Below are 22,211 nucleotides of genomic sequence, written 5' to 3'. Positions count from 1 at the left end.
AACCTCCCCTAGGTGGATCGGACCGGCGCGCGGCGGGTCTCCCACCTTATCCCGCACTCGCCGGGCTCGATTGTGCCCCTCGGCGGGACCGGACGAGAGCACCGACGCGCGGCTCCTTCGGCGGAAACGATCACGACACGCGCCGCTGCCGGGCGGTCACGCGGACGGCACCCCCGGCGCGTGCCGCGAATGACTCATCGGGGACCTCGCACGTCCCGAATGAGTCATTCGCGACCTTCGGGCGAGCGCGGGGCAGTGGGTGAGCTGGGCCACAGACCCTGGCACTCGCGTTGACACCGGAGGCAGCGGCACCGAGCATTCCCGCCATGAACCTGTCTGACAGCCAGACAGCCGGACAAGGTGGTCCTCGCAGAGTGAGTGCCATGGAGGCCGTGCTGGCCCACCTGCGCTCCTCGATCGAACGCGGCCAGTACGCCGTCGGCGAGAAGCTCCCCTCCGAGGCCGCGCTGAGCAGGGAGTTCGAGGTCAGCCGGTCGGTGATCCGGGAAGCCCTCCGCGGCCTCCAGGCGCTCGGGATGACCGAGTCCAAGACCGGCAAGGGCACCTTCGTCACCGCGACCGGGCCCGCCGACAACCCCACCTTCGGGCCCTACTCGGCCCGCGATCTCATCGAAGTGCGACGGCACGTCGAGATCCCCGTCGCCGGCTACGCGGCCGTCCGCCGCAGCCAGGACGACCTCGACCTGCTCGCCCACCTCCTCGACCGCATGGAAGCCGAGACCGACAACACGGCCTGGGTCGCGCTCGACTCGCTGTTCCACATCACCATCGCCCAGGCCTCGGGCAACCCCGTCTTCGGGAAGGTGATCGAGGAGATCCGGGACGCGCTCGCCCGCCAGTCCGCCTTCCTCAACCAGCTCGGCGACCGGCGACGCCAGTCGAACATCGAGCACCAGGCGATCGTCAAGGCGATCGAGAGCCGCGTGGAGAGCGCCGCCGTCGCAGCCATGACCGCGCACCTGGAGCACGTCGAAGCCACCCTCAACAGCATCGTGAACGGGGACCAGTGACCGAACAGACCCTCACGGCCACGACCGGCAGGACCACCGACGCGGGCGACGCCGGCTACCGCAAGGCCCTCAAGTCCCGGCACGTCAACATGATCGCCATCGGCGGGGCCATCGGCACCGGCCTGTTCCTCGGCGCCGGCGGGCGGCTCGCCCAGGCCGGGCCCGCGCTGGCGATCGTCTACGCCGTCTGCGGACTCTTCGCCTTCTTCGTCGTCCGCGCGCTCGGCGAGCTGATCCTCTACCGGCCCTCCAGCGGCGCCTTCGTCTCCTACGCCCGCGAGTTCATGGGCGAGAAGGGCGCGTACGTCGCCGGTTGGATGCACTTCCTCAACTGGTCGACCACCGGCATCGCCGACATCACGGCGATCGCGCTGTACGCGCACTTCTGGTCGTTCTTCTCGCCGATCCCGCAGTGGGTGCTCGCGCTGATCGCGCTCGCCGTCGTCCTGACGCTGAACATGGTGTCGGTGAAGCTGTTCGGCGAGATGGAGTTCTGGTTCGCCATCGTCAAGGTCGCCGCGCTCGTGCTGTTCATGGTGATCGGCATCGTCCTGCTGGTGACGCAGACGCCGATCGACGGCGTCGCGGGCGGCCCGCAGCTGATCGCCGACCACGGCGGGATCTTCCCGTCCGGGCTGCTGCCGATGGTGCTGATCGTGCAGGGCGTGGTGTTCGCCTACGCCTCGGTCGAGCTGGTCGGCGTCGCCGCGGGCGAGACCGAGAACCCGGAGAAGATCATGCCGAAGGCGATCAACTCCATCATGTGGCGCATCCTGGTCTTCTACGTCGGCTCGGTCGTGCTGCTGGCGATGCTGCTGCCGTGGAGCTCCTACACGAAGGAGCAGAGCCCGTTCGTCACCGTGCTTTCGCACCTGGGCGTGCCCGCGGCGGGCAGCGTGATGAACCTGGTCGTGCTCACCGCCGCGCTGTCGAGCCTGAACTCGGGCCTGTACTCGACCGGCCGGATCCTGCGGTCGATGGCGATGGCGGGCTCGGCGCCGAAGTTCACCGGCGTGATGAACCGCAACCACGTGCCCTACGGCGGGATCCTGCTCACCGCGGCCGTCTGCGTGCTCGGCGTCGGGCTCAACTACCTGGTGCCGAAGGAAGCGTTCGACATCGTGCTGAACTTCGCCGCGATCGGCATCCTCGCCACCTGGGCCATCATCGTGCTCTGCCACCTGCTGTTCGTGCGCCGAGCCAAGCGCGACGGCCTCGAGCGGCCGTCGTTCCGGCTGCCGTTCTCGCCCTACACCGAGATCGCGACGCTGGTCTTCCTCGCCGCCGTCGTCGTCCTGATGGGCTTCGACGAGACCGGCCGGATCACCCTGCTGGCGCTGCCCGCCATCGTCGTCGCCCTGGTCGTCGGCTGGTTCTCGGTCCGCAAGCGGATCGACATGCGCGCGTTCGACGAGGCCGGGCTGTGAGCCACGAACCCCTGGTCGAGCTGGTCCGCGACGGCATGGTCGAGGGCGTCCACCACGGCTCGGCCGTGGTGCTCGCCCCTGGCGGCACCACGCTGTTCGCCGCCGGCGACGTCGACACGCCGATGTACCCGCGGTCGACGGCGAAACCGCTGCAGGCCACGGCGATGGCGCGGCTCGGGCTGCGCCTGTCCCCCGCCGGGTTCGCCATCGCCGCGGCCAGCCACTCGGGCGAAGCGAGGCACCTCGACGCGACTCTCGACGTGCTCGACGGCCGGTCCCCCGACCGGCTGGGCAACCCCGCGGACTTCCCGTTCGACCCCCTCGAGCGCGACCGCTGGATCGCGACCGGCCGCGCCCCGAGCCGCCTGGCGCACAACTGCTCCGGCAAGCACGCGGCGATGCTCGCGACCTGCGAGCTCAACGGCTGGGCCACCGACGGCTACCTCGACCCGGCCCACCCGCTGCAGCGCGCGATCGCGGCCACCGTCGAGGACCTGACCGGCCGGGACATCCCGCGGGTCGCGGTCGACGGCTGCGGCGCGCCGCTGTTCGCGACGACGCTGCGGGGGCTCGCGACGGCCGTGTCGAAGATCGCCACGGCCGCGCCCGGCACGCCCGACCACCTGGTCGCCGACGGGATCCGGCGGCACCCCGAGCTGGTCGGCGGAAGCCGCCGGGACGTCACCGCCGTCATGCGCGCGGTGCCCGGGCTGATCGCCAAGGACGGCTTCGAGGCCGTCCAGGTCGCCGCGCTGCCGGACGGCACGGCGATCGCGTTCAAGATCGCCGACGGCGGTGACCGGGCTCGCTATCCGGTGCTGGCCGCGTTGCTCGGCCTGTGCGGGGCCGACGTCCCGCCCGGCCCGGAAAACCTGCGTTTCACCGGAAATCTTTCTGTGGGGAGCCTGCGATGACCACCCGCCGCGAACACGACCTGCTGGGCGACAAGGACGTCCCCGCCGACGCGTACTGGGGCGTGCACACCGCCCGCGCCCGGGAGAACTTCCCCATCACCGGCACGACGCTCGCCGCCTACCCGCACCTGGTCGAGGCGCTGGCCTCGGTGAAGGAAGCCGCGGCCCGCGCGAACGCCGAGCTGGGCCTGCTCGAACCCCGGATCGCGGACGCGATCCGCGCGGCCTGCCGGGAGATCCGCGAAGGCGCGCTGCACGGCGAGTTCGTCGTCGACGTCATCCAGGGCGGCGCCGGGACGTCGACCAACATGAACGCCAACGAGGTCATCGCGAACCGCGCGCTCGAGCTGCTGGGCCACGCCAAGGGCGACTACCACGTCGTCCACCCCAACGAGCACGTCAACCTCGGGCAGTCGACGAACGACGCCTACCCGACCGCGGTGAACGTCGCGACGATCATCGCCGTGCGCGAGCTGTCCGAGTCGATGGTCGTGCTGGAGAAGGCGTTCGCGGCGAAGGCCGTCGAGTTCCACGACGTGCTGAAGATGGGCCGCACGCAGCTGCAGGACGCCGTGCCGATGACGCTCGGCCAGGAGTTCGGCACCTACGCGGTGATGCTCGGCGAGGACCGGCAGCGGCTGAACGAAGCCGTCGCGCTGCTGCACGAGATCAACCTCGGCGCGACCGCGATCGGCACCGGCCTCAACGCCGCGCCAGGCTACGCCGAAGCCGCGTGCCGGCACTTGCGCGAGATCACCGGGCTGCCGGTCGTCACCGCCGCGGACCTGGTCGAGGCCACCCAGGACTGCGGCGCGTTCGTGCACCTCTCGGGCGTGCTCAAGCGGATCGCGGTCAAGCTGTCCAAGAGCTGCAACGACCTGCGGCTGCTGTCCTCGGGCCCGCGGGCGGGGCTGAACGAGATCAACCTGCCGCCGGTGCAGGCCGGGTCGTCGATCATGCCCGGCAAGATCAACCCGGTGATCCCCGAGGTGGTCAACCAGGTCGCGTTCGAGGTGATCGGCAACGACGTCACCGTGACGATGGCCGCCGAAGCCGGCCAGCTGCAGCTCAACGCGTTCGAGCCGATCATCCTGCACTCGCTGTCGGAGAGCATCACGCACCTGGGCGCGGCCTGCCGGACGCTCGCTTCGAAGTGCGTTTCCGGGATCACAGCGAACGTGGATGTCATGCGCGGGTACGTCGAGAACTCGATCGGGCTGGTGACGGCGCTGAACCCGAGCATCGGCTACGCGGCCGCGACGGAGATCGCGAAGGAGGCGCTGGCCACCGGACGCGGGGTCGCCGAGCTCGTCGTCGAAAAAGGCCTGATCCCGGCCGAGGAGCTGGCGAAGCTCCTGCGTCCGGAAACGCTCGCCCGGGCCACCTGAGGTACCGTCGGATCCGGAAGGATCCACTCCACTTCGGAAGGCGGGCGCCCGTGCTGGACCGACTTGTCGACAAGCTGCTCGGACTCCCGCCCGCCGAAGGCCCCAAACCGGTCGTGACGCGCGACCTCGCCGTGCCGATGCCGGACGGCGTCACGCTGCTGGCCGACCGGTACGCCCCGGCCGGGACGACGTCGGCGCCGGTGGTGCTGATCCGCACGCCGTACGGGCGGAAAGGCCTGGCCTCGAAGCTGTTCGGCGACACGTTCGCCCGGCACGGGCTGCAGACGGTCGTCCAGAGCACCCGCGGCTCGTTCGGTTCGGGTGGCGAGTTCCGGCCGTTCCACCTCGAGCGCGAGGACGGCGTCGCGACCGCCGAGTGGCTGCGGGCCCAGCCGTGGTGCGACGGGACCATCGGCATGGCCGGCGCCAGCTACCTCGGGCACACGCAGTGGGCGATCGGGCCGTACCTCGACCCGCCCCTGGCCGCGATGGCCCTCGGCGTGACGGCGTCGGAGTTCGTCTCGACGTTCTACCCGGGCGGCGTGCTCGCGGCCGACAACATGGTGTCGTGGTCGGCGATGATCGGCCGGCAGGAAGAGCGGTTCGCCGCGCTGCCGAACCCGCTGCAGAAGCGGAAGACCCGCCGCGCGATGGCGCACCTGCCGATCAGCGGCGCCGACGTGGCCGCGATCGGCAAGCCGGTGCAGTTCCTGCAGGACGTCACCGCGCATTTCGTGCCCGATGACGGCTACTGGGCCATGTCCGACCACAGCGCCGACGTCGCGAAGCTCGACGTGCCGGTGTCGATGGTCACCGGCTGGTACGACCTGTTCATTCGCGGGCAGCTGCGCGATTTCCGGACCCTGGCCGAGGCGGGCAAGGCGCCGCGGATCACCATCGGGCCGTGGGCGCACGGCGAGCCCGCGAGCATGGGCCCGATGATCCGCGACCAGCTCGGCTTCCTGCGCGCGCACCTGCTCGGCGACCGCACCTTCCTGCAGCGGGCGCCGGTCCGGCTGTTCCTCCAGGGCGCCGGCACCTGGCTGGACTTCGAGTCGTGGCCGCCGCCGTCGACCGCGACGGCCGCGCACCTGCGGCCGATCGGCGGTCTCGGCGAAGCCGTCGGCCAGCAGGCACGCCCGACGACGTTCACCTACGACCCGGCCGACCCGACCCCGGCGGTCGGCGGGCCGCTGCTCACGGGCGAGTGGAAGCAGCGCGACAACCAGGCGGTCGAGGCGCGGCCGGACGTGCTGGTGTTCACCGGCGAGCCGCTGCCGTCGGACCTCGACGTCATCGGCGAGGTGACGGCGACCGTGCACGTGCGCACCGAACTGGGCCACGCGGACGTCTACGTCCGGCTCTGCGACGTCGACTCCGGTGGTGTGTCCCGCAACGTGACCGACGGGATCCTGCGGCTGCGCCCGGGTTTCCCGGCGGCCGACGCGGACGACGTGGTCACGGCGGAGGTGACGCTCGACCCGACGGCGTACCGCTTCCGCCGCGGTCACCGCCTGCGCGTCCAGGTGGCGGGCGGGGCGTTCCCCCGGTTCGCGCGCAACCACGGCACGGACGAGCCGGTCACGTCGGCGGTGGACGGGAAACCGAACCGCTTCGAGGTGTTCCACGACGCGGCCCGGCCGTCCCGGATCACGCTGCCGGTGTTCAGCAGCTGACGACGCGCGCCCACGGCCGGCGCAGCAGTGGCCAGGCGGCGAGGAAGAGCGCGGCGGCCGTCCAGACCGGCCAGCCCGCGGCCGCCCACAGCCCGATCGCGCGGAAGGTGTCCGACTCGCCGATCTGCAGCCAGGCGGCGTGGGCGGCGAGCAGCAGCCAGCCCAGCTGGACCAGCCAACCCACCGGATAGCTCGCGATCGCGGCGAAGGCGGTGGCGCGCGGGCCCGCGCGCAGCAGACGCCGGCGCAGCGCCATGGGCGGGTGGGTGAGCCGGGCCAGCACACGGAGAGGCTTCGCGGCGCCGAGCCGGGTCGCCGGCCCGGCGGCGGCGACGTGGTCGGCGGCGAACTCGGCGCTCCAGGAACCGGCGACGGGCAGCGTGATGGCGGCGAGCAGCAGCCCGAACGCGTTGAGCAGCATCAGGCCCAAACCGGCGAAGAGCTGTCCGCCGTCGTTCCCGTCGAGGACGTCGGCGAACCACACCGCCCCGACGGGAACGACGGCGGCCCAGACGAAGAGGCCGAACCAGTGCCGGACGATGAAGGCGAGCGGGCTGGTCGCGCCGGCGAGATAGGTGTCACCTTGGCGGCAGTGCGCGAGTTCGTGCCGCACGACGGCTTCGGCGGCGGCGCGGTCCCGCCGCCAGAGCACGACGAGCGGCGCGAAGACGGCGAGCCGCGGCCGCCGGGGGCGGCGGAGGTAGGCGAAGGCGAGCAGATCGGTGCGGCGCAGATTGGCCCGGACTTCGACGCGCGGCAGCTGGGCCCGCGCGTAGGCGGCGATGGCGGCGAGGCTGGGGCTGCGGAGGTCGTCGGTCAGCCGGTACCGGCGTTCGACGAGCCGCCCGCGCACCCCGGCCCCGGCCACGGCGACGACGGCGGCGAGCAGCACGAGGGCGGGCACGAGATCGACGAGCCCGGCGACGCGCAGGAGATCGCTGCCGGGGACGGTGGTGGCGGGGTTCGGGGTGACGCCGAGGAGGTCGAGCAGCGTGTCCCGCCAAGTGGGGAGCTGCCGGGGCGCGGTCCAGCACAGAGCGGTGAGGAACCAGAAGAACAGCCAGGGCGGCGCCGGGGAGAGGGACTGCAGCTGGTGACCGGCCGACGGGAGTGTGGCCGGCCCGGGTGCACCCAGCGCAGATGCGGCCGGCGCAGGTGCGCCCGGCCCGGATGCGGCCGGCACGGATGCGCCCAGCGCAGATGCGGCCGGCACGGGCGCGGCTGGCACGGGCGCGGCCGGCGCAGATGCGGCCGGCCCGGATGCGCCCAGCACAGGTGCGCCCGGCCCGGATGCGGCCGGTGCGGGGTCGCCGCCCGTCATCGGGTCCGGTCCTCCGGCGGGGCCGCGGCGAGGAAGGCCCGCGTGCCCGCGCCGTCCTTGATCAGGGCCCGGACTATGCGGAACGTCAGCAGTTCGCTCTCCTTCTCCGGCACCCCCGCCGCCTTCAGCTCGGTGCTGATCGCGTCGATCAAGCTGTTCAGCTCAGGCAGTGGGGGCACCTGCGGTTCCGCGGCCGCGGACTGCTTCGCGCGGCGGCGGTCCCACAGGTCGCCCAAGTTCTTCAGCAGCGTCGAAACGCTGCTCGCGTTTCCGCCCAGCGCCGTCCAGATCGCGTGGCCTGCCAGCGTCACCGCCGCCAGCACGTGCGGGAACAGCACGATCGGCGCGTCCACGTCGAAGCCGCCCGGGGCCGCGTTCGTGCGCGCGAACAGCTCCCGGCGGGCCGTGCCGCCCGCCACATACGCCGCCGTCACCGAGGGGACCAGCTCCGCCTCGTCCGGCGCCACCTCCGCCGCCAGCCGCACCGCCCAGCCGATGACCTCGTCGCTCACCCGTTCCGCCCCTCTATCCGAACGCTTCCCGGAACTCCACCTGGTACGGGCCGGGCACGAACTTCCCGCCGAGTCCCAGCTCGACCACCACCGTCTCGCCCGGGGCGACCGCCGATCCCGTCCGGCCGAACAGGTCCGCCACCTTCGTCCCGCCGGTGCGGAGAGTCAGCCGGAACAACCCCGTCCGCGGGCGGTCCGCCCGGTTCGTCACCGTGATCGCGCCGGTGAAGAACCCGGTGCCGTCGTCGCCCACCCGGGCGCCGCTCAGGTCCCACTGCCGGTCGGTCGCCCGCGCCGGGACGTCCACCGCGGACGGCGGTGGCGGAAGTGCGGGAGCCGGCGCGGCCGGACGGCTCAGGAAGACGGCGAACCCGAGCAGCACCGTGCTCGCGACCACCCCGAGCACGCGGAACCCCGCGCGGCGGACAACGCCCGGCACCCGATCCTCCACTGTGGACGGACACCCGGGCCGGGCGTCCGTCCGGGAGTCGTGCCGGCGGGCCAAGCCGTTACAAACCCCGTCGTAACGTCTCCGCGGCCGCCGCCGACCTACGCCGGTGACAGCACCGCCTCGCCTCTGCCGGATCGGAATTCCCTTGATCAGCAACCGAAAGATCTTCGCCGCGCTGACCACCGGGCTGCTGCTCCTGGCCGGCTGCGGCGACGCCCGGCAGGTCGCGAGCCCGGCACCGGTTTCGACGACGGACACGCCGACGACGACCGCGGCGCCGGAGACCACCACCGAGACAACACCGACGAGCACATCGGAAACCACTACCGAAGAAACCACGACCGAAGAAGAGACGACCACCTCGGAGACCACCGAAGCACCCCGGACGCCTTCCGGCTCCTACGACGTCACCATTTCCGGCTCCGTTTCGGGCACCTCGTTCCGCCGGTCCGCCACCCTGCGCATCGTCGAGACGATCTCCTCGACCGGCACCACGAACGACGTCAACCCGGTCGACGTGTGCCTGGTCTCCGGCAACCCGGCCGGGCGGCCGCAGCCCGGCGCCATCTGGTTCGGCTCGAACTCCGGCTGCGTCCCCGGCGCCGGGGCGGCGCACCTCGACCTGGCGACCGTCGAGGTGGACGGCGACACGGTCACCGTCGAGCCCGTCGAGAACATGGCCGCCACCGGCGGCAATGTCTTCACGTCGTCGTCGAGCATCGCGGCCTGCCCGTTCTTCCCCGTGTCGGGAAGGCTGCGGGTGACGGCCGGCGGCGGCGTCTCCGGCAGCATCGAGGTCACCGGCTACGGCGGCGCGTTCTGCGGCAACACGGTCTACAACGCGACGATCTCCGGCTGAGCCGTCAGAGCGGGACCGTCCGGTGGTGGCTGGTCACCCGGCCGTCGTCGTGGAGGACGTGCAGCAGCAGGGCCGGCGGCCGGTCGAACTCCAGCGGGCCGCCCTCGGCCCAGCCGCGGTCCGCGCCCGGCTCGACCGGCAGCAGCGAGCCCGAGACGACGCCGGGCGCGATGCGCAGCGGCACGCCGGCGAACGTCGTCGCCGCGCCGGTGTGCACGTGCCCGGCGAGCAGCGCCTTCACCCGCGGATGCCGCCGCAGCACCGACGCCAGCCGGTCCTCGCCGGACTGGCGGATCGCGTCCACCAGCGGGACGCCGACCTCGACCGGCGGGTGGTGGAACGCGACGAACGCCGGGCCGTCGCCGCCGGAAAGCACGCCGTCGAGCCAGTCCAGGGTTTCGTCCGCGAGGAATCCCGCGCCGCGGCCCGGGATCGTCGAGTCGCACAGGGCGAACAGCACGCCGTCGACCTCCTGCGCGAGGTCGATCGGGTCGTCCGAGGCCGGGAGATCGAGCAGTCCCGTTCGGAACTCCGCGCGGACGTCGTGGTTGCCCGGGCACATCAGCACCGGCGCCGGGTGCTTCAGCAGCGCGGCGGCGCGCGCGTACTCCTCGGCCGTTCCGTGGTCGGCGATGTCGCCGGTGACGACGACGGCGTCGACTGGTTCCGCCAGCCCGCCGAGGTACCCCATCACGGCGGCGACGCGTTCTTCCGCCCGCGAGCCGCCGTCGAGGTGCAGGTCGCTCAGGTGCGCGATGATCATTTCCCGTCCTTCCCCAGATACGCCAGTGCCTTGACCCAGTTCGCGACGAGCACCGCGGACGCGGTCGCCAGGTCGCCCTCGCGCAGTGCCGCGGCGATCCGGCGGTGCTCGCCGATGCTCTCCCCGGCGTGGCCGTCCCCGGCGAAGTAGGCCGACTCGTACCGCTTGAGCAGCGGCTTGGTCTGCTCGATCAGCCGCAGCAAGTGCGGGTTCGGGCAGCGGGACAGCAGCAGCGCGTGCCACCGGTCGTCCACTTCGGACAGATCCGCGCCCGTCGCGAGCGCCATTTCGTCGGCGACGGCGTCGAGCGCGTCCGGCAGGCCGGCCAGCTCCACCGGGGACGTCCAGCGCAGGGCGAGGGCCTCGAGCTCGGCCACCAGCGGGTAGAGCCGGCGCACCTCGTCCGGGTCGAACGGCGGCACCAGGAACCCGCGGCCGGGCGCGGAGACCAGCAGGCCGCGGTCGGCGAGCCCGATCAGCGCCTCCCGCAGCGGCGTCCGGCTGACGCCGAGCTCCTTCGCCAGGTGCACCTCGTTGACGCGCGCGCCGGCCGGGAGCCGCCCGTCGAGCACGCGCCCGGTGATCTGCTCCAGGAGGTCGCTGCGCAGCGGGGTCCGGGCCATGTCCGGCAGTATTGCATACAGAAGAGAGCTACTGTATTCAGTTGGTATGAGCTTCGACGTCGACCGCGCGCGCCGCGAGACCCCCGGCTGCGCCGAGGTGGTCCACTTCAACAACGCCGGCGCCGCGCTGCCCCCGGCCGTCGTGACCGACACCGTCGTCTCCTACCTCCGCCACGAGGCGCTGATCGGCGGGTACGAAGCGGCCGCGGAGGCGGCGGACCGCCTGGACGCCGTGTACGCGTCGGTGGCCCGGCTGCTCGGCGCCGGACCGGACGACATCGCGCTCACCGACAACGCCACGCGGTCGTGGCAGGCGGTGTTCTACGCGCTGCCGTTCCGCGCCGGGGACCGGATCCTGACCTCGCGGGCGGAGTACGCCAGCAACGCCATCGCGTTCCTGCAGGTCGCCCGGCGCACCGGCGCGGTCGTCGAGGTGGTCGGCGACGACGAGTCCGGGCAGCTGGACGTCGAAGAGCTGCGACGGCGGATCGACGGCGACGTCAAGCTGATCGCCGTCAGCCACGTCCCCACCCAGGGCGGGCTGGTCAACCCGGCCGAGGAGATCGGCGCGGTCGCCGAAGCGGCGGGCATCCCGTTCCTGCTGGACGCGTGCCAGTCGGCGGGCCAGCTCGACCTCGACGTCACGCGCCTCAAGTGCGACGCGCTGTCCGGCACCGGCCGCAAGTACCTGCGCGGCCCGCGCGGCACCGGGTTCCTCTACGTGCACCCGCGGCTGCGCGAACGGCTGGAGCCGGCGATGCTCGACCTGCACTCGGCGAGCTGGGAAGCGCCGGCGGAGTACGTCGTCGACCCGACCGCGAAGCGCTTCGAAGTGTGGGAGCGCGACTTCGCCGCCGTGCTCGGCCTCGGCGCGGCGATCGACTACGCGCTCGAGTGGGGTTTGCCCGCCATCGAAACGCGCGTGGCGTCCCTGGCCGCGACGCTGCGGAACCGGCTTGCCGAAGCCGGTGCCCGGGTGCACGACGTGGGCGCCCGCAAGTGCGGCATCGTCACCTTCAGCGTCGACGGCACACCGGCCGCGGCGATCAAGGCGCGGCTCGCCGAGGCGAACATCAACACGTCGCTGTCGACTCGCACGTCGGCGCAGTACGACTTCACCGCGCGGGCGTTGCCGGACCTGGTCCGGGCGTCGGTGCACTACTACAACACCGAGGACGAGATCGACCTGCTGGTGCGGCAGGTCGAAAAGCTCACCCCTTGAGCAGCTGCCGCGCGATCACGAGCTTCTGGATCTCGCTGGTGCCCTCGTAAATCCGGAACAGCCGCGCGTCCCGGTAGATCCGCTCGACCGTCACCCCGCGGACGTAGCCCATGCCGCCGTGCACCTGGACCGCGCGGTCGGCGACGCGGCCGAGCATCTCGGTGCAGAACAGCTTCGCCGACGACGGCCCGAGCTTGCGGTCCTCGCCCGAGTCGTACTTCACAGCGGCCTCGTGCACCATCGCGCGACCGGCCGCGAGTTCGGCGTGCGACTCCGCGAGCAGCGCCTGCACCAGCTGGTACTCGCCGATCACCCGGCCGCCCTGGCGCGCGGTCCGCGCGTACTCCACGGCCTCGGCCAGCGCCCGTTCGGCCATCCCGACGCACAACGCCGCGATGTGCAGCCTGCCGCGGGCGAGCGAGGCCATCGCGATGCCGAACCCCTTGCCCTCCTCGCCGACGAGCGCGTCGGCGGACAGCTCGACGTCGTCGAAGACCACCTCCGACGTCCACGCGCCGGCCTGGCCCATCTTGGCGTCGTGCGGGCCGACGGTGACGCCGGCCGCGCCCGCGGGCACCAGGAACGCCGAAATGCCGCGGCTGCCGGTGCTTTCCGGATCGGTGCGCGCGAAGGTGACGAACACTTCGGCGAGCGGCGCGTTGGTGATGAACCGCTTGGTGCCCGAGAGGCGGTAGCGCTCGCCGTCGCGGACCGCGCGGCTGGTCAGCCCGCCCGGGTCGGAGCCGGCTTCGGCTTCGGTGAGGGCGAACGACGCGATCGCCTGCCCCGCGGCCAGCCGCGGCAGCCAGCGGGTGCGCTGGTCCGGCGTCCCGTAGTGCACGATCGCCTGGCCGGCGATGCCGTTGTTGGTGCCGAACAGCGACCGGAACGCGGGCGTGGTGTGGCCCAGCTCGATGGCCAGCCGGACGTCTTCGGCCATGCCGAGGCCGAGCCCGCCGTACTCCTCCGGCAGCGCCCAGCCGAACAACCCGAGCCCGGCGGCCTTTTCCCGGATTTCGGCGGGGATCTCGTCGCGCTCGTCGATCTCCGCCTCGCGCGGCACGACCTCCTTGCGCACGAACTCCCGCACCGCGCCGAGCACCTGCCCGAAAAGCTCCGCGTCCATGGGCGCACGCTACCCGGAACACTGCCCCCAAGGGCATGTCCGGACGCGGTAGCTTGGGCCGATGCGCAAGCCGATCACCGTTGCCCTCGCCGCCCTCGCCGCGGCCCTGGTGCTGCCCTCCACCGCGTCCGCGACGCCCGGCAGCGGCGTCTCAGGCACGATCCTGGCCCAGCGGACGGTCGGGCACACCGACTTGACGCTGCGGGAGATCACCATCCAGCCCGGCGGCTACACCGGCTGGCACTTCCACGACGGCACCCTCTACGCCTACGTGAAGTCCGGCACGCTGACGCACAACGTGGCCGACTGCAGCGTCGACGGCGTCTACCACGCCGGGCGCGCGTTCACCGAGAAACCCGACCAGGTGCACATCGGCCGCAACCTCGGGTCGACGCCGCTGGTGCTCGAAGTCCTGTACGTGCTCCCGGCGGGCAGCCCGCTCTCGGAGGACGCCCCCAACCCCGGCTGCGGTTTCTAGCCCGACAGCCAGCCCGCGGCGTCCAGCCGGTACGCCGCGGGACCGACGACCCTGCGCAGGTCGGCTTCGAGCGCGCTGATCCGCTCGGGGCCGACCACGCGTGCCCACTCCGCGCGCAGGTCGTCGAAGATCTCCGCCGACTTCCTGAGCGCGTCGACGCCGTGCGCGGTGAGCCGCACGATCTTCCGGCGCGCGTCGGCGGGGTCGTCGGCCCGTTCGGCGTACCCGAGCGCCTCGAGCCGTTCGACGGTCTTGCCCGCCGCCTGCTTGGAGACGCCGAGGCGCCGCCCGATCTCCGACGCCGTCGCGCCCTGGACGCCGATGGCCTGCATGGCGAAGCCGTACGACGGCCGGACGTCCGGGTGGCCGCGGCGCGCGAGCTCGGCGTGGAGGCGGTCGATGAGCGTGCGGAAGCCGCCGAAGAGCAGGAAGGGCAGCTCGTAGCCGGGCGTGCTGGTCATGACCCCTTGCCAAACTCGACAACCAGGTTTACTGTTTCGACAACCAAGTTGTCGATTCTACCTCTGGAGACGCTTTGTTCCCCGATCACACCCCGGAGTCTGCACCTTCCGCCGCGCGCCCCGCGATGGCGGCCACCGCGAAGAAGTTCGGCCGCGTCCCGTCGGCGGTCGCCCGCCTGGCGACGTCGCCGGAGCTGCTCAACGGCTTCCTGAAGCTCAGCGCGATCTTCGAGTCCACGACCCTGACGGCGCTGGAACGCGAAGTGCTGATCATGACGGTGGCCGCGCGCAACGGCTGTCACCTCTGCGTGGCGATGCACACGGCCACGCTGACCCACCTGTCCGCCACCCCGGAGCTGGTGGCGGCACTGCGGGCGGAGTCCCCGCTGCCGGAGCCGCGGCTGGAGGCGCTGCGCGTCTTCGTCCACGCGGTCATGGACACCACAGGCGACGTCCCGGACGACGTGCTGGCGGCGTTCACCGGCGCCGGCTACACCGAACGGAACGCCTTGGAGGTGGTGCTGGGAATCGGGACGTACACGCTGTCGACGTTCGCGAACCGGCTCACCCGCGCCCCGCTGGACGAGGCCTTCGCCGAGCACGCCTGGCACCCGGCGCCGGTTTCGGCCTGAAAAACTTCGAGACCCCATGTCCGGTCCTCCCCGACGGCTCCGACCTCCTCGTGAACGAACCCACGATGAAGGAGCCGAAATGGAGAAGCCGGCCGGACGGCGGGAGTGGCTGGGGCTGACGGTGCTCGTGCTGCCCACCCTGCTCGTCGCGATGGACATGACCTCGCTGTTCCTCGCCCTGCCGCAGCTGAGCGCGGATCTCGGGGCGAGCGGCACCGAGCAGCTGTGGATCACCGACAGCTACGGCTTCGTCGTCGCCGGGTTCGTGATCACCATGGGCACGCTCGGCGACCGGATCGGGCGACGGCGGCTGCTGCTCGCCGGCGGGGGCGCCTTCGGGGTTCTCTCCGTGGTGGCCGCGTTCTCGACCAGCCCGGCGATGCTCATCGTCGTCCGCGGGGCGCTCGGGGTCGCGGGGGCGACGCTGATGCCCTCGACGCTCGCCCTGATCACGAACATGTTCCGCGACGCGAAGCAGCGCGGGAAGGCCATCTCGATCTGGGCCACCTGCCAATTCGCGGGCGGCGCGGCCGGCCCGGTGTTCGCCGGCTTCCTGCTGCAGCACTTCCGGTGGGGCTCGGTGTTCCTGGTCGCCGTCCCGGCCGTGGTCGTCCTGCTCGCCGCCGGCCCGTTCCTGCTGCCGGAGTTCCGCGCACCGGCGTCCGGGCGGCTGGACTTCGCCGGCGTCGGGCTGTCGCTGGCCGCCGTGCTGCTGATCGTGTTCGGCCTCAAGCAGCTGACCACCGGCTCGGTGACACTGCCTCTCGCGGCGATCGCCGCCGGCGCCGCGCTCGGCGCGGTCTTCGTCCGCCGCCAGCTGACGACGACGTCGCCGCTGCTGGACCTGCGGCTGTTCCGCAACCGGCCGTTCACCGCCGTGCTGGTGGCGCTGGTGGTCGCCGGCGTGGCGATGGCGGGCGTCGGCCTGCTGGTCACGCAGTACCTGCAGAGCGTCCTCGGCTACTCGCCGCTCGTCTCGGCGGTGCTGTTCGCCCCGATGGGCCTCGGCGTGGCGGTGGGCACGATGACGGCACCGGCGCTGACCCGGTTCGTCACTCCGGCCACGGCGATCGCGGGCGGGCTGGTGCTTTCCGCAGCCGGCAGCCTGCTGCTGGTCTTCGCCGGCGGGCCCGCGCTGGTCATGGTGGCCATCGCGGTGCTGACGCTGGGCACGGGCCCGCTGTTCGCGCTGGGCATCGGCCTGGTGATGGGCTCGGTCCCGCCGGAGCGGGCCGGCTCGGCGGCGTCGATGGCGGACACGGGCAACTACCTCGGCGGCTCCCTGGGCCTGGCCCTGATCGGCCTGACCGCGGCGGCGGTCTACCGAGGCGTGTTCCCGGCGGGCACGACGCTCGCCGTCGACGTCACCCGGCCGGCGGTGGCCGAGCAGGCGAAAGAGGCGTTCACGACGGCGCTGGACGTCACGGGCGTGATCGCCGCGGTGCTGTTCGCGGGGCTGGCCCTGCTGGTGACGACGATGCGCCAGGCTGTCGTCCCCGAACCGGCCATGGCGGCCTGACGATCACGCCTGACCGAGCGCCGGATCCCCTGGGCCGCCGCCGACGGGGACCAGGCGAGCCGGATCGTCCCACAGCAGGACGAGATCACGGGCGAAGGCGGCCTCGGTCCCGTACTCCCGTTGTCTGGCGGACCTGACGTGCCGGGGCAGGTCCGCCAGGCCGTCGGCGTGGGCGAGCGATTCGACGAGTTCCCGTACCGAGTCCGGTGACGCGCTCGGGTGCCAGAGCACGGCCGGCACCCCGGACCGGATCGTCGCCAGCAAGGGGTCCGGCACCTCCGGCCTGCCCGGCGCGGGTGCACCGGGCAGCACGACGGCGCCCCACCGATCATCACTCAGAATCGCTTCGAACCGCTGGGGCGCAGCCATGTCGTCCGGTCCGGCGAAGTAGATCCGGTCGGGTGAAGGGTCCGCGAGCAGCGACTTCCACCGGAGCCACCACCGCCGGTGCCACCGCCGCGCCACCATGCGCTCCAGCGAACGCAGGTGAACCGCGTAGTCGAGGGCCAGTGGCCGGCCCCCGCCCACCTCCGGTTCCTGCCTCCACCGCTGGACGGGCAGGTGCATGAGCGTGCGGGGCAGCAGCACCTCGAGGACCAGAGAGCCGGGCTGCTCGGCCCACGCGGCTTCGGCGGCCGTGGCGAAATCGGCGACGTGCCACTCGATCTCCCCGGCCGGGACCACGCGTGTCTCCCCGCGAGCCGGCCAATCTCCTGGTTCCGCCTCCCGCCAGCGGGAAACCACGACCTGCTCGGGGTCGATCGCGTCGGGCACCACCGCGACGAGGAGGTGCAGCCGGGCGTCCGCCCCACCGGACCCGAACGGCCAGGCCGGCGTGGTGAGCAGGTCGGTGGGGGTGGTGTCGAGCACATGAGCCAGCACCGCGATCTCCTCCGCGGTGACCGCCTTGCGGGCGCCCGACTCGATCTTCGCGATAGTGCCGCGGGAGAGCGCGGGCAAGCCCGCCTCGACGCATGCGTCGGCGAGCTGTTGAGCCGTCCACCCGCGGACCGATCGGGCCCGCTTGATGCGGTCGACCAGCAGCTCGGTGACCGTCTCCTCCGCCGCCATGGGCTCCACCCGATCTCGTGCCGCGGGAGCTCACCGCGGCTCCGTCCACGATAGCGGATGTTCCGATTCAGAACACGGTCTTGCTCTAATACCGAACACCGAGGATCCTGAAGCGGCGGACACCCGACCCGGCGAGGAGGTCCACGGTGGCGCCACTCCTGCTGCCCCGCCTCTCTCGCGGCACCGCGTTGACCCTTAGAGTGATCGTGGTTGCCGTGCCCGCGCTGGTGGCGGTGGCCGTGGCCGCGGTGATCCTGTTTCTCGCCCTCTTCATGAACGAGCGACGGCAGCGCTATGCCCTCCGCGCCGCGAACAGCGTGTTCGCTCTGGCTTCGGGGCTGATGAAGTGGCCGGACGAGGACACTGCCGCCACGGAGACGGAATCGGCACGGCCACGGCCGGGCGAACCGGACTGACACGCCGATGAGCATGCACGGAAACGGTGGGCGCAGCAGGGTTCGAACCTGCGACCGCTCGGGTGTAAACCGAGTGCTCTTCCGCTGAGCTATGCGCCCTCAGGCGGCGGCCCCGGCCGGGGAGCCGCCGCCCGGAAACCTCAGGCCAGTTCGGCCACGGCCTTCTTCCAGCTCTGCTGGTCGCGGGCCTCGCCGGGGGCGTTGACCTCGGCGAACCGGACCACGCCGGACGTGTCGATCAGGAACGTGCCGCGGACCGCCAGGCCCGCGTCCTCGTTGAACACGCCGTACGCACGCGCCACCTCGCCGTGAGGCCAGAAGTCCGACAGCAGCGGGAACTGGTAGCCCTCCTTCTCGGCCCACGCCTTGAGCGAGAACGGCGTGTCGACCGAGACGCCCAGCACCTGGACACCCTTGTTGTCGTAGTCCGCGAACTCGTCCCGGAGCTGGCAGAGCTCGCCGGTGCAGATGCCGCTGAACGCGAACGGGTAGAAGACCAGCAGCACCGGCTTGTCACCCCGGAACGACGACAGCTGGACCGGCTGCTTGTTGTAGTCGTTGAGCGTGAAGTCAGGGGCCTCAGAACCGACCTCGACGGTCATACCGCGTTTCCTCTCCCGTACGGACACGTGCCTGCGAGGACAACCCTATCGTGTCCGCCCGGCGGGGCCGGTCAGCGCTGCTTCGACTTCGACTTCGGCGACACCAGCCGGGTGCCGATCCAGTTCGGGCCGACGCTCATGTTGGCGGTCTGGGCCAGGCCGACGGCGGGTACCGCTTCGGCGATTTCGCTCGGCTCGACGTGCCCGGGCTGTCCCGTCTTGGGGGTGAGCACCCAGATCACGCCGCTCTCCTCCAGGGGGCCCCTGGCGTCGATGAGCGCGTCGCCCAGGTCGCCGTCGTCTTCGCGCCACCAGAGCAGCACCACGTCGATGACCTCGTCGGCGTCCTCGTCGAGGATGTCCCCGCCGATCTGCTCCTCGATCGCCGCACGGAGGTCGTCGTCGACGTCCTCGTCCCAGCCGATCTCCTGGACCACCATCTCGGGCTTGATGCCGAGCCTCTCGGCGACGCTGCTCTGATCAGCGTCTCCCGCGGCGACCACTGCTTTCACTCCTCCAACTACGACGGAGCGTGGCGCCGCCTCCCCTCGGAGAGGGTAGGGCTTCGCCACACTCGGCTACCCGGTTGCCGATAGCGAACACTGGTGCGGCTCCGCGCGCAACCGTCCACACCGGATCTTTGACAAGTCGTGTCGCAGGATACGGCCCGCGAGGGACCCGCCGCGACGGCGTTTCGGGTACCTGCGGGGACCGGTCTGCCACCCCGCCGGGGCCCGTCCCCTAGGGTGGGGGAGAAGAAAACGCGCGCGCGATACACCGCGCGCCGGGAGTGGCTCGACCGGGTCGGCCTATGTTACCGCCAAGTAGCGGTGCGGAAGCCGGGACGGAAGACGACGATGGAGAGTCGTACACCCCCGCGTACGAGCACCACCGGTTACAACTTTTCGCAAGGAGACCCCTTGGCCCCGCAGAACGACGGCGCCTCCGGCAAGGAGACCCCGGCACGCGTACGCGTCATCCGTGACGGACTGGCGGCGCACCTGCCCGACATCGACCCGGAGGAGACCGCCGAGTGGCTGGACTCCTTCGACGAGGCTCTGGCGAGGGGCGGTCAGCAGCGGGCCCGTTACCTGATGCTGCGCATCCTCGAGCGGGCCCGGGAGCGGAACGTCGGCGTCCCGGCCCTGACCTCGACGGACTACGTCAACACGATCCCCACCGAGAACGAGCCCTGGTTCCCCGGCGACGAGGAGATCGAGCGCCGCTACCGCGCCTACATCCGCTGGAACGCGGCGATCATGGTGCACCGGGCGCAGCGCCCGGGCGTCGGCGTCGGCGGGCACATCTCGACCTACGCCTCCTCGGCCGCGCTGTACGAGGTGGGCTTCAACCACTTCTTCCGCGGCAAGGACCACTCCGGCGGCGGCGACCAGATCTACATCCAGGGCCACGCCTCCCCCGGCATCTACGCCCGCGCGTTCCTCGAGGGCCGGCTGTCGGAGTCGCAGCTCGACGGCTTCCGCCAGGAGTACAGCCACGCCGGCGAGGGCGGCGGCCTGCCGTCGTACCCGCACCCGCGGCTGATGCCGGAGTTCTGGGAGAACCCGACGGTGTCCATGGGCCTCGGCCCGATGAACGCGATCTACCAGGCCCGGTTCAACCGCTACCTGCGCGACCGCGGCATCAAGAACACCGACGACCAGCACGTCTGGGCGTTCCTCGGTGACGGCGAGATGGACGAGGCCGAGTCGCGGGGCCTCATCCACGTCGCCGCCGGCGAGGGCCTCGACAACCTGACCTTCGTGATCAACTGCAACCTGCAGCGGCTCGACGGCCCGGTGCGCGGCAACGGCAAGATCATCCAGGAGCTGGAGTCGTACTTCCGCGGCGCCGGCTGGAACGTGATCAAGGTGATCTGGGGCCGCGAGTGGGACTCGCTGCTGCACGCCGACCGCGACGGCGCGCTGGTCAACCTGATGAACGTCACCCCGGACGGTGACTACCAGACGTACAAGGCCAACGACGGCGCCTTCGTCCGCGAGCACTTCTTCGGCCGCGACCCGCGGACGAAAGACCTGGTCAAGGACCTCTCCGACGCCGACATCTGGAACCTCAAGCGCGGCGGCCACGACTACCGCAAGGTGTACGCGGCGTACAAGGCGGCGCTGGAGCACCACGGCCAGCCGACGGTGATCCTGGCCCACACGATCAAGGGCTACGGCCTGGGCCCGGCGTTCGAGGGCCGCAACGCCACGCACCAGATGAAGAAGCTCACCCTCGACGACCTGAAGCTGTTCCGCGACTCGCAGCGGATCCCGATCAGCGACGCCGAGCTCGAGCGCGACCCGAAGCTGCCGCCGTACTACCACCCGGGCGCGAACTCGCCCGAGATCGAGTACATGATCGGCCGCCGCAAGGCGCTCGGCGGCTTCCTGCCGGAACGCCGTCCCAAGGCCGCCAAGGCCCTGGTCCTGCCCGGCGACAAGGTCTACGAGGGCATCCGGAAGGGCTCCGGCAAGCAGGAGGTCGCCACCACGATGGCGTTCGTCCGGCTGGTCCGCGAGCTGGCGAAGGACTCCGAGATCGGCAAGCGCGTCGTCCCGATCATCCCGGACGAGGCCCGCACCTTCGGCCTCGACTCGATGTTCCCGACGGCCAAGATCTACAACCCGCACGGCCAGACGTACACCTCGGTCGACGCGAGCCTGATGCTGGCCTACAAGGAGTCCGAGAAGGGCCAGCTGCTGCACGAGGGCATCAACGAGGCGGGCTCGACCGCGTCGTTCACCGCCGTCGGCACGTCGTACGCGACGCACGGCGAGCCGATGATCCCGATCTACATCTTCTACTCGATGTTCGGGTTCCAGCGGACCGGTGACGGCCTGTACGCCGCCGCCGACCAGATGGCCCGCGGGTTCGTCCTCGGCGCGACCGCCGGCCGCACCACCCTGACGGGTGAGGGCCTGCAGCACGCCGACGGGCACTCGCTGCTGCTGGCGGCGACCAACCCGGCCGCGGTGACCTACGACCCGGCGTGGTCGTTCGAGATCGCGCACATCGTCAAGGACGGCCTCCGCCGGATGTACGGCGAGACCGGCCCGGACGGCAACGGCGAGAACGTCTTCTACTACATGACGATCTACAACGAGCCGTACCAGCAGCCCGCCGAGCCGGAGAACCTCGACGTCGACGGCCTGCTCAAGGGCCTGTACAAGTACGCCGACGCGCCCGCGGGCGACGGCCCGGAGGTGCAGATCCTCGTCTCCGGCGTCACGATGCCGGACGCGCTGAAGGCGCAGAAGATGCTGGCCGGGGAATGGGGCGTGCGGGCCGCGGTGTGGTCGGCGACGTCGTGGACCGAGCTGCGGCGCGAAGCCGTCGAGATCGACCACGACAACCTGCTCTACCCGGGCAGTGAGCCGCGCGTGCCGTACGTCACCGAGGCGCTTTCGGGCACGAACGGGCCGGTCGTGGCGGTGTCGGACTGGATGCGCGCGGTGCCGGACCTGATCCGCCCGTACGTGCCGACCGACATGCTGACGCTGGGCACCGACGGGTTCGGCTTCTCCGACACCCGGCCGGCGGCCCGGCGGAAGTTCCTGGTCGACGCCGAGTCGATCACCGTCGGCGCGCTGTCGATCCTGGCCAAGCGCGGCGAGGTCGACCAGGCGAAGGTCCTCGATGCGGCCACGAAGTACCGGCTCGACGACATCACGGCCGCCGGGCCGCAGACGTCGGATTCCGGTAACGCCTGACCT

Annotated in this window: 22 protein-coding genes and 1 tRNA gene; 12 read left to right on the top strand and 11 right to left on the bottom strand. The window is 71.7% G+C overall.

Going from position 1 to position 22,211, the window contains the following annotated elements:
* The first annotated feature begins 383 nt into the window (after window positions 1–383).
* The 5 genes from AB0G28_RS05210 to AB0G28_RS05190 are packed head-to-tail and all read left to right on the top strand — an operon-like array spanning window position 384 to window position 6,436.
* On the top strand, window positions 384–1,031 hold the full coding sequence (locus AB0G28_RS05210; RefSeq protein WP_361083155.1) for a FadR/GntR family transcriptional regulator: 648 nt from the start codon (window positions 384–386) through the stop codon (window positions 1,029–1,031).
* Window positions 1,028–2,458 carry an amino acid permease gene (locus AB0G28_RS05205; RefSeq protein WP_361083118.1) on the top strand — a complete coding sequence of 477 codons (1,431 nt, stop codon included), beginning with the start codon at window positions 1,028–1,030 and terminating at the stop codon, window positions 2,456–2,458. The genes AB0G28_RS05210 and AB0G28_RS05205 overlap by 4 nt, the downstream gene beginning before the upstream one ends.
* On the top strand, window positions 2,455–3,372 hold the full coding sequence (locus AB0G28_RS05200) for an asparaginase (protein ID WP_361083116.1): 918 nt from the start codon (window positions 2,455–2,457) through the stop codon (window positions 3,370–3,372). Before AB0G28_RS05205 ends, AB0G28_RS05200 begins: the two co-directional genes overlap by 4 nt.
* Window positions 3,369–4,760: an aspartate ammonia-lyase gene (gene aspA / locus AB0G28_RS05195; RefSeq protein ID WP_361083114.1), complete on the top strand. Its 1,392-nt coding sequence runs from the start codon at window positions 3,369–3,371 to the stop codon at window positions 4,758–4,760. Before AB0G28_RS05200 ends, aspA begins: the two co-directional genes overlap by 4 nt.
* A gap of 50 nt (window positions 4,761–4,810) precedes the next feature.
* Window positions 4,811–6,436, top strand: a complete 1,626-nt coding sequence (locus AB0G28_RS05190; protein WP_361083112.1) for a CocE/NonD family hydrolase — start codon at window positions 4,811–4,813, stop codon at window positions 6,434–6,436.
* Here AB0G28_RS05190 and AB0G28_RS05185 read toward each other — a convergent pair.
* From AB0G28_RS05185 to AB0G28_RS05175, 3 genes are all read right to left on the bottom strand, one after another.
* Complete coding sequence (locus AB0G28_RS05185; RefSeq protein WP_361083110.1) at window positions 6,426–7,619, bottom strand: M48 family metalloprotease; 1,194 nt, start codon at window positions 7,617–7,619, stop codon at window positions 6,426–6,428. The genes AB0G28_RS05190 and AB0G28_RS05185 overlap by 11 nt on opposite strands.
* 134 nt (window positions 7,620–7,753) lie before the next feature.
* Window positions 7,754–8,269, bottom strand: a complete 516-nt coding sequence (locus AB0G28_RS05180; protein ID WP_361083108.1) for a hypothetical protein — start codon at window positions 8,267–8,269, stop codon at window positions 7,754–7,756.
* Between the two features lie 13 nt (window positions 8,270–8,282).
* Entirely contained in the window at window positions 8,283–8,708 is a 426-nt protein-coding gene (locus AB0G28_RS05175; protein WP_361083106.1) for a hypothetical protein, read from the bottom strand.
* 157 nt (window positions 8,709–8,865) lie between these two features.
* On the opposite strand from AB0G28_RS05175, the gene AB0G28_RS05170 reads away from it, so the two are divergent.
* Complete coding sequence (locus tag AB0G28_RS05170; RefSeq protein ID WP_361083104.1) at window positions 8,866–9,579, top strand: hypothetical protein; 714 nt, start codon at window positions 8,866–8,868, stop codon at window positions 9,577–9,579.
* Window positions 9,580–9,583: 4 nt separating this feature from the next.
* On the opposite strand, the gene AB0G28_RS05165 is transcribed toward AB0G28_RS05170, so the two are convergent.
* On the bottom strand, window positions 9,584–10,342 hold the full coding sequence (locus tag AB0G28_RS05165; RefSeq protein ID WP_361083102.1) for a metallophosphoesterase: 759 nt from the start codon (window positions 10,340–10,342) through the stop codon (window positions 9,584–9,586).
* Window positions 10,339–10,965 carry a GntR family transcriptional regulator gene (locus tag AB0G28_RS05160; protein ID WP_361083100.1) on the bottom strand — a complete coding sequence of 209 codons (627 nt, stop codon included), beginning with the start codon at window positions 10,963–10,965 and terminating at the stop codon, window positions 10,339–10,341. The genes AB0G28_RS05165 and AB0G28_RS05160 overlap by 4 nt, the downstream gene beginning before the upstream one ends.
* Before the next feature lie 46 nt (window positions 10,966–11,011).
* Here AB0G28_RS05160 and AB0G28_RS05155 point away from each other — a divergent pair, with 46 nt between their 5' ends.
* Complete coding sequence (locus tag AB0G28_RS05155; protein ID WP_361083098.1) at window positions 11,012–12,187, top strand: aminotransferase class V-fold PLP-dependent enzyme; 1,176 nt, start codon at window positions 11,012–11,014, stop codon at window positions 12,185–12,187.
* Here the strand turns inward: AB0G28_RS05155 and AB0G28_RS05150 are convergent.
* Window positions 12,177–13,313, bottom strand: a complete 1,137-nt coding sequence (locus AB0G28_RS05150) for an acyl-CoA dehydrogenase family protein (RefSeq protein ID WP_361083097.1) — start codon at window positions 13,311–13,313, stop codon at window positions 12,177–12,179. The two genes, AB0G28_RS05155 and AB0G28_RS05150, sit on opposite strands and share 11 nt — an antisense overlap.
* Before the next feature lie 61 nt (window positions 13,314–13,374).
* On the opposite strand from AB0G28_RS05150, the gene AB0G28_RS05145 reads away from it, so the two are divergent.
* A complete protein-coding gene (locus AB0G28_RS05145; protein ID WP_361083095.1) occupies window positions 13,375–13,791 on the top strand; it encodes a cupin domain-containing protein in 417 nt (138 codons plus the stop codon).
* On the opposite strand, the gene AB0G28_RS05140 is transcribed toward AB0G28_RS05145, so the two are convergent.
* Window positions 13,788–14,252, bottom strand: a complete 465-nt coding sequence (locus AB0G28_RS05140) for a MarR family winged helix-turn-helix transcriptional regulator (RefSeq protein ID WP_361083093.1) — start codon at window positions 14,250–14,252, stop codon at window positions 13,788–13,790. The two genes, AB0G28_RS05145 and AB0G28_RS05140, sit on opposite strands and share 4 nt — an antisense overlap.
* 125 nt (window positions 14,253–14,377) lie before the next feature.
* Here AB0G28_RS05140 and AB0G28_RS05135 point away from each other — a divergent pair, with 125 nt between their 5' ends.
* Both AB0G28_RS05135 and AB0G28_RS05130 read left to right on the top strand, forming a co-directional pair.
* Window positions 14,378–14,884 carry a carboxymuconolactone decarboxylase family protein gene (locus AB0G28_RS05135; protein ID WP_361083091.1) on the top strand — a complete coding sequence of 169 codons (507 nt, stop codon included), beginning with the start codon at window positions 14,378–14,380 and terminating at the stop codon, window positions 14,882–14,884.
* Window positions 14,885–14,963: 79 nt separating this feature from the next.
* A complete protein-coding gene (locus AB0G28_RS05130) occupies window positions 14,964–16,403 on the top strand; it encodes an MFS transporter (RefSeq protein ID WP_361083089.1) in 1,440 nt (479 codons plus the stop codon).
* Window positions 16,404–16,406: 3 nt separating this feature from the next.
* On the opposite strand, the gene AB0G28_RS05125 is transcribed toward AB0G28_RS05130, so the two are convergent.
* Entirely contained in the window at window positions 16,407–17,474 is a 1,068-nt protein-coding gene (locus AB0G28_RS05125; RefSeq protein ID WP_361083087.1) for a helix-turn-helix domain-containing protein, read from the bottom strand.
* A gap of 146 nt (window positions 17,475–17,620) precedes the next feature.
* Between AB0G28_RS05125 and AB0G28_RS05120 the strand changes: the two genes are divergently transcribed.
* On the top strand, window positions 17,621–17,890 hold the full coding sequence (locus AB0G28_RS05120; RefSeq protein ID WP_361083085.1) for a hypothetical protein: 270 nt from the start codon (window positions 17,621–17,623) through the stop codon (window positions 17,888–17,890).
* A 27-nt stretch (window positions 17,891–17,917) separates the two neighbouring features.
* Here AB0G28_RS05120 and AB0G28_RS05115 read toward each other — a convergent pair.
* From AB0G28_RS05115 to AB0G28_RS05105, 3 genes are all read right to left on the bottom strand, one after another.
* Window positions 17,918–17,989, bottom strand: a tRNA-Val gene (locus tag AB0G28_RS05115).
* A gap of 41 nt (window positions 17,990–18,030) precedes the next feature.
* A complete protein-coding gene (locus tag AB0G28_RS05110) occupies window positions 18,031–18,492 on the bottom strand; it encodes a peroxiredoxin (RefSeq protein WP_361083084.1) in 462 nt (153 codons plus the stop codon).
* A 71-nt stretch (window positions 18,493–18,563) separates the two neighbouring features.
* A complete protein-coding gene (locus AB0G28_RS05105; RefSeq protein ID WP_093952132.1) occupies window positions 18,564–18,995 on the bottom strand; it encodes a DUF3052 domain-containing protein in 432 nt (143 codons plus the stop codon).
* A 417-nt stretch (window positions 18,996–19,412) separates the two neighbouring features.
* Here AB0G28_RS05105 and aceE point away from each other — a divergent pair, with 417 nt between their 5' ends.
* Window positions 19,413–22,208 (top strand): pyruvate dehydrogenase (acetyl-transferring), homodimeric type, encoded by a 2,796-nt coding sequence (aceE, locus tag AB0G28_RS05100; protein WP_361083082.1) that lies wholly within the window; start codon window positions 19,413–19,415, stop codon window positions 22,206–22,208.
* Window positions 22,209–22,211 lie beyond the last annotated feature (3 nt).

The organism is Amycolatopsis sp. NPDC021455, from assembly GCF_040640995.1.
Lineage (GTDB): Bacteria > Actinomycetota > Actinomycetes > Mycobacteriales > Pseudonocardiaceae > Amycolatopsis.
This window is presented reverse-complemented; position numbering and strand designations above follow the sequence as displayed.

Coding starts and splice junctions, on each gene's coding strand:
- aspA (WP_361083114.1), top strand. CDS start 3,369: ATGACCACCCGCCGCGAACACGACCTGCTGGGCGACAAGGACGTCCCC.
- AB0G28_RS05110 (WP_361083084.1), bottom strand. CDS start 18,492: ATGACCGTCGAGGTCGGTTCTGAGGCCCCTGACTTCACGCTCAACGAC.
- AB0G28_RS05145 (WP_361083095.1), top strand. CDS start 13,375: ATGCGCAAGCCGATCACCGTTGCCCTCGCCGCCCTCGCCGCGGCCCTG.
- AB0G28_RS05160 (WP_361083100.1), bottom strand. CDS start 10,965: ATGGCCCGGACCCCGCTGCGCAGCGACCTCCTGGAGCAGATCACCGGG.
- AB0G28_RS05165 (WP_361083102.1), bottom strand. CDS start 10,342: ATGATCATCGCGCACCTGAGCGACCTGCACCTCGACGGCGGCTCGCGG.
- AB0G28_RS05155 (WP_361083098.1), top strand. CDS start 11,012: ATGAGCTTCGACGTCGACCGCGCGCGCCGCGAGACCCCCGGCTGCGCC.
- AB0G28_RS05130 (WP_361083089.1), top strand. CDS start 14,964: ATGGAGAAGCCGGCCGGACGGCGGGAGTGGCTGGGGCTGACGGTGCTC.
- AB0G28_RS05125 (WP_361083087.1), bottom strand. CDS start 17,474: ATGGCGGCGGAGGAGACGGTCACCGAGCTGCTGGTCGACCGCATCAAG.
- AB0G28_RS05135 (WP_361083091.1), top strand. CDS start 14,378: ATGGCGGCCACCGCGAAGAAGTTCGGCCGCGTCCCGTCGGCGGTCGCC.
- AB0G28_RS05150 (WP_361083097.1), bottom strand. CDS start 13,313: ATGGACGCGGAGCTTTTCGGGCAGGTGCTCGGCGCGGTGCGGGAGTTC.
- AB0G28_RS05140 (WP_361083093.1), bottom strand. CDS start 14,252: ATGACCAGCACGCCCGGCTACGAGCTGCCCTTCCTGCTCTTCGGCGGC.
- AB0G28_RS05210 (WP_361083155.1), top strand. CDS start 384: ATGGAGGCCGTGCTGGCCCACCTGCGCTCCTCGATCGAACGCGGCCAG.